The sequence below is a fragment of the Streptomyces sp. SID12501 genome (assembly GCF_010550245.1).
GTDB lineage: Bacteria > Actinomycetota > Actinomycetes > Streptomycetales > Streptomycetaceae > Streptomyces.
Genome location: NZ_JAAGLU010000426.1, coordinates 1 through 514, shown reverse-complemented (window position 1 = coordinate 514; position 514 = coordinate 1). Strand labels below are relative to the sequence as shown.

The 514-nt window shown below is 68.5% G+C and carries 1 protein-coding gene; it reads right to left on the bottom strand.

The genetic code is table 11. The features are described 5' to 3' along the window. Nucleotides 1-514, bottom strand: a 514-nt coding sequence (locus tag G3I71_RS46585; RefSeq protein ID WP_239149790.1) for a phospholipase D-like domain-containing protein, incomplete at both ends; no start/stop codon positions are given.

Here is a 514-nt window from a genome sequence, read left to right as displayed (position 1 = left end):
GGCGGATGGGGGTGACGGCGAGTTCGCGCAGTCGTTGGGCCGGGGTGCGGCGGCTCCAGCGGGCCTCGTCGATGCGGACGCTGGCCTGGAGGTCCTCGTCGAAGTGGCCGTCGAGGGTGGCCGTGAACGTCTCGTCCAGGACCGCGAGCATGACTTCCTCGTCGTGGTCCAGGGAACGGCGGTTGAAGTTGGTGGAGCCGGTCAGCGCGGCGATCCGGTCGACGGTGATGACCTTGGCGTGCATCATCGTCGGCTGGTACTGGAAGATCTTGACTCCGGCGGCGAGGAGGTCGGCGTAGAAGTGCTGACCGGCCAGCTGGCAGACGCGCTTGTCGGTGTGGGGGCCGGGCAGCAGGATCTCAACCTCGACTCCGCGGCGGGCGGCGGCGCAGAGGAGTTCGATGAAATAGGCGTCGGGGGCGAAGTAGGCGGTGGCGAGGCGGAACCGGTGCTGGGCGGACTCGATGGCGACGCGCATCAGCGTCTGCATGTCCTGCCAGCCGAAACTGGCCGA